Source organism: Staphylococcus gallinarum, from assembly GCF_000875895.1.
GTDB classification, from domain to species: Bacteria; Bacillota; Bacilli; order Staphylococcales; family Staphylococcaceae; genus Staphylococcus; species Staphylococcus gallinarum.
This window is the reverse complement of record NZ_JXCF01000216.1, coordinates 1-241: the sequence shown is the minus strand read 5'-3', so window position 1 is coordinate 241 and position 241 is coordinate 1. Positions and strand designations below refer to the sequence as shown.

1 protein-coding gene is annotated in these 241 nt (G+C 36.1%); it reads right to left on the bottom strand.

Translation table 11 applies throughout. The annotated features are described in order from the left end of the window. The coding region (locus tag SH09_RS14130; RefSeq protein WP_042740245.1) for a MucBP domain-containing protein at positions 1-241 on the bottom strand (241 nt) is incomplete at both ends.

The following is a 241-nucleotide window of genomic DNA, read 5'->3' as shown; positions in this document are numbered from 1 at the left end:
AACATCAATATTACCTTTAACTACTTTACCAGTTTCTTCGTCACCATCTTGAACTTTTACAAGCACATACTCTTGACCATCTTTACCAGTGATTTCTTTCGGAATTTCAGTTCCGTTTTCGTTTGTATTGTATGTTTTACCAACTGGTGATTTCTCCGTATCCATTGTTGGATCTTTAATAACTTCTCCAGTCTCATTCACATAATGAACTGTTACTGTTCCTGCTGGAACGTATGGTACT